Below are 3,507 nucleotides of genomic sequence, written 5' to 3'. Positions count from 1 at the left end.
TATTTTGAACCACGCCGGTATTTCTACCCTTTGACCGCTAACGCGACAGAACCCCAGCGGAGCTACAGCCGCGTCGCGCCGACGAAAATTCGCTTCCGCTAAACAACGCGCCAGAACCCCCGTCCGGACTGTTACCTTATGGATTACCCAACAGCTGCTGCTTCTCCCGCCAAGTCTCTTGCACTGATGGGTCTGCAACGCCGTACAGGCCATGCCCGCGACGCATGATGATGTTGGCCCCCATGAGTTCGTTTACAACTGGCTGGATCTCCTCCACCTTGACGTCACGGCCAACTCGTCTGCTGTAATCGGCAGCAGCTTCGATTGAGAAAATGCCCTTGGCATCACCTTCTGTCGCTGCGATCTTCTCGAAAATGGCGGCGGCCAGGCTGCCGAGTTGTTCGACCTTCGCTAGCTCGATATCGGCAGCCGCGGCGCGCAGCGTGGCTGCGACGACGGGAAGGTAACCATCGGGGTTTGCGCCAGGCGGAGTATGCAACTGCACTTGGCGCAGCGCCTTCATCAACTCCTCGGGCCGGTGGCCGAGCGTACGGAAAGCAGCAAGCGCAAGTTCATACGAGGGCACCTTCGGCGCGCCGGTGTCGTTCAGGCGGGCCAGGATATCGGCGACATAGTCCGCGTCCAGGACTGGGTAGGGGATAGAGGTGGCGCCGTTGAAAGCTTGGGTTCGCCGTGCGGTGAGCTCGCTGACCATGGCGCGATGCGAGCCGGTACCGACAAAGATGAAATGACCAATGGTGCCCGGGCGCGGGTTCACCGCATCCCGCGCAGCCTTTAAACTGAGCAGCAGCTGGTTCCCATCGTCCGTTGTTATGGCCTGCTGAACCTCGTCGACAATCAGCACCACATCCCTCTTCGCCTGGTCGACTAGTTCCGTGATCACCTGGGCCAGCGGCACGCCGCCCGGCTCGCCGATCTTCTCCAGCTTGAATCCGAATTTAAAACTTAGGACACCGACGTCCACACCGCTCAGCCGCGAAAGCTTGGCTAGTAACGATGACCCAGGTGTTTGCAATTGGTCCAACGCGTCGCGGATAGCGTCGCGCACCAGCTGCGCCGGATTGGCCTTCGTGTCGCTCCATAGATCGACGTAAATTACCAGTGCACCTTCATTCTCCAAGGCCGGAATCAGGTCGTTATGCAAGAAGGTGGTCTTGCCGGTGCGTCGCTGGCCAGAAATGAACAACCCCGATCGGAGACCCTCGCTCAAAACATCCGGATGAATCAACTGGTGCGCCATCAATGAAGCCAGTTGACGGCGTGAAAAATAGTGGCTCACTGAATTATCTCCAATTATGGCTAGTGAATAATTATACACCACATATAATTTAGAATAAAGAGGAGCGAGGAGTCTGGGTTCTGTCGCATTAGCGAGCGCGGCGGGGCCGATCAGGTAAACGTAAACTGCGGTGCCCGAACTCAGGACGAATCGACATGATCAGCTTCAAAGGGATGCGCTTTCCGATCGATGTGATTTTGGTCTGCACCCGCTGGTACGCTGCGTAGCCGCTGAGCTACCGTCACCTTGAGAAAATGATGCAGGAGCGCGGCTTGTCAGTCGACCATTCGTCGATCAACCGGCGTGGTTCAAAAAGGGGCCGTTTTGGGTGACACTGACGGTCGGAATCCTGCCCGGAAATTGGCATGCCTTACGTGAGGTGGCTGGAGTGCAGAGGCAGCGTCTACCTCCGCATCGGAGCAATCAGATTCGCCGAAACCGGGTAAAGCCTAGCAGCTCGAGCCAGTGCGGGTGACCTTGACCATCCATCAGTTCCCGGGGACTTTTGCCAACGCGTTCGGTCCGACGGCTGCGGAGAAAGATCCGATGGTTCAAGAAGAACTGCAACAGACCGAGGTAGGGCGCACCCAGTTGACGGCGCAGCGTGAAGTAGGTACGCAGCCGTGAGTTAAGGTTTTCAACGAGCGAGCTGGCGCGGGGAATCTGCTTCATCACCAGGACGACGGCGCGAACGACGCCATGGAATTTGCCGGCGAGCTTTCTATGCAGCTCATGCCACCGGTGCCAGTAGGCCGAGGACAAGGGCGACTTGCGTTGCAGCAGGCAGGCGGCGCGCACCAGCTCGAGCGCTACCTTGGATTCGTCAGCGATGTCGACCAGCTTGGCGTCGAGCACGCCGGCGAACGCGAGCAAATCGTCGCGCTGATTCTCCAGTGCCCTGCGCAGCGGACGAATGCGGGCCAAATCGAGGTGCTCGCGCTGCCGCAGTTCGTCAGCGATGAAATCGAACATGGCTCGGCGCTGCGCCAGATCGGGACCGGCCAGCGCAAAGACGTCGCATTCGCCGCCAACGACGAGGGTGTTCTGTTCAACCTGCCGGTCACTCAGGGATGGCTGGACCAGCTGGTGCTGTCGCTGACCCTGATCTGCCGAAGCTCCTGCCGGGGCGTGAAGGAACTGCTGCGTGACATGTTTGACCTTCCCGTCAGCATCGGCACTATTCACAACCGGCTCCAAAGCGCCGCTGCAAAGGCGGCGACGATCAACCGCGCGCAGGACCTGTCTAATATTTGCGTCGGCCTGCAGGACGAGATTTTTGGTTCTGTCGCATTAGCGAAATTTCGGAATTATTTTCTACCATAGGTAGTGAAATTTCCCGCGATCGACACTACATCCGGTATGCGAAATCGCTAATGCGACAGAACCAGTTTTTTTCATTTCATTTTCCTTAGTTCAATCGTTTCAATTCAGTGTAGAAGTTCTCATGCGATCCGATGCTGAAAAGCAGTACCGATACCGGCGATGACTTGTCCGGGTGAAGCTGATAAGCCAGCAAGACTTCCTGTTTGTTGATCTTGAATTTGTGCACAAAAACTCCAGCCAAATCGCCCTTCTTTTCTTCGCCAATTGACGGGTCGCTAGCAATAGCTTTTACAGCTTTGTCGACAACGATTTTGTCCTTGGCATGCAATTTTTTGATGGCCTTTGCAAAGGTTGGAGTAACAAGGATCGCCAGCACTATCAAACACCGAACTGGTATGGAGCAAGCATTCCAGCTTTCGCCTCTTGGGCCGCCAGCAGAGTATCTTTGATGAACTGCAACGGCAGGCCAGGATTGTCATCGACGGCCTTGCCCAGTCGCGCCCAATACTCAATTTGCTTCGGAACAGAGCGATGCTCGGCAGCAGCATGTGGCTTAGCCATTTCAACAAGATCATCCGACAATTTCAACGCAGTAGACATGTAATCACCTCTTCAATGTTGGTTTTAGTATGCCACCTATTGCCACCTTTTACAACCACTATTTGCAGTTAAAGTACCTCAGCAAAAGCGCGGCGCAATGTCTCCTTCGACACTTGCAAATAAGGATCTACGTGGTCAATATCAGCATGGCCCAGCATCAGTTGTATGGTTTCCAAGCTGTGGCCTTGATCCAGAAGCCTGGACGCCATCGTGCGCATACCGGAATGACTGCTGCCCTTAATGCCCGCATCCCGATATAGCTTGGTAACGTGGGCCTGTAAGGC

Annotated in this window: 6 protein-coding genes and 1 pseudogene; 2 read left to right on the top strand and 5 right to left on the bottom strand. The window is 55.8% G+C overall.

All coding sequences use genetic code 11. The features are described 5' to 3' along the window. Nucleotides 1–136: 136 nt before the first annotated feature. Entirely contained in the window at nt 137–1,300 is a 1,164-nt protein-coding gene (locus tag PO883_RS34015; protein WP_289313732.1) for an ATP-binding protein, read from the bottom strand. 155 nt (nt 1,301–1,455) lie between these two features. Between PO883_RS34015 and PO883_RS34010 the strand changes: the two are divergent. After that, nucleotides 1,456–1,599 (top strand): annotated as a pseudogene (locus PO883_RS34010) (IS6 family transposase); the annotation flags it as partial. Nucleotides 1,600–1,723: 124 nt separating this feature from the next. Here PO883_RS34010 and PO883_RS34005 read toward each other — a convergent pair. Then, nucleotides 1,724–2,272: a hypothetical protein gene (locus tag PO883_RS34005; protein WP_289313731.1), complete on the bottom strand. Its 549-nt coding sequence runs from the start codon at nt 2,270–2,272 to the stop codon at nt 1,724–1,726. On the opposite strand from PO883_RS34005, the gene PO883_RS34000 reads away from it, so the two are divergent. Further along, the gene (locus tag PO883_RS34000) at nt 2,231–2,623 is read left to right on the top strand and encodes a hypothetical protein (protein WP_289313730.1); all 393 of its coding nucleotides are present in this window, start codon (nt 2,231–2,233) and stop codon (nt 2,621–2,623) included. The genes PO883_RS34005 and PO883_RS34000 overlap by 42 nt on opposite strands. Nucleotides 2,624–2,708: 85 nt before the next feature. Here the strand turns inward: PO883_RS34000 and PO883_RS33995 are convergent, their stop codons facing one another. The 3 genes from PO883_RS33995 to PO883_RS33985 all read right to left on the bottom strand — a co-directional run. After that, nucleotides 2,709–2,999 (bottom strand): type II toxin-antitoxin system RelE/ParE family toxin, encoded by a 291-nt coding sequence (locus tag PO883_RS33995; RefSeq protein ID WP_289313729.1) that lies wholly within the window; start codon nt 2,997–2,999, stop codon nt 2,709–2,711. Between the two features lie 2 nt (nt 3,000–3,001). Beyond that, nucleotides 3,002–3,223 (bottom strand): hypothetical protein, encoded by a 222-nt coding sequence (locus PO883_RS33990; RefSeq protein ID WP_289313728.1) that lies wholly within the window; start codon nt 3,221–3,223, stop codon nt 3,002–3,004. Nucleotides 3,224–3,291: 68 nt separating this feature from the next. Then, nucleotides 3,292–3,507: tyrosine-type recombinase/integrase (locus PO883_RS33985; RefSeq protein WP_289313727.1), on the bottom strand; the 216-nt coding region annotated here is incomplete at its 5' end.

This window comes from Massilia sp. DJPM01 (genome assembly GCF_030348125.1).
Lineage (GTDB): Bacteria > Pseudomonadota > Gammaproteobacteria > Burkholderiales > Burkholderiaceae_D > Telluria_A > Telluria_A frigida.
The sequence above is the reverse complement of the archived record's forward strand: the minus strand, read 5'-3'. Positions and strand labels throughout refer to the sequence as shown.